General features: G+C 67.9%; 1 protein-coding gene. It reads right to left on the reverse strand.

The genetic code is table 11. The features are described 5' to 3' along the window. Nucleotides 1-112: 112 nt before the first annotated feature. A partial coding sequence (locus AC1DTN_RS38380) for a cupin domain-containing protein (protein ID WP_477925429.1) occupies nt 113-610 on the reverse strand: 498 nt, incomplete at its 5' end.

The following is a 610-nucleotide window of genomic DNA, read 5'->3' on the forward strand; positions in this document are numbered from 1 at the left end:
GGCCCGCGCTGCCGCTCGACGCCCGGCCCCAGGGCGCCTGACAGGCCTAGACGCGGCGCGCGCCGTCGACTCCGATGCAGTGCATCGCCCGCGGCATTCGAGTACCGGCGCGTCAGGCCAGGCCCGCCAGCGGCGCGCCGCCGGGTTCGTTGCAGCAGACCACGAGGATCTGCGCGCCGTCGATGCCGCCGTTCACGTACAGGTGACCCAGGCCGCTGTCGAAATAGATGCTGTCGTGCTTCTCCAGTCGCTCGACGCGGCCATCGACGAAATGCATCTCCAGCGCGCCGTCGAGCACGAAGATGAATTCCTCACCCGGGTGTTTGCTGAACTGGCCGGGACGCAGCACGGAATCGGCCTCGACCCGACCGATCATGGGTGTCATCTTCTTGGCGGTCACCTGCGTCGCCAGCATGCCGTACAGGTAACGCTCGGAGTGGTATTCGACGACGTCCTTGCTTCGCGTCACCACCACGCTCCCCGGGATGAAACCGGCCGGCTGGCTGCCGAACAGCGTCGACAGGTCCAGCTGCAGGGCGGCGGCCAGGGCGGCGAACTTCTCGTAGCTGAGCGCCAGCAGGCCGCGTTCGGCCTTGGAAATCGACGCCAC

The sequence above is a fragment of the Rhizobium sp. 01T444 genome, from assembly GCF_056398305.1.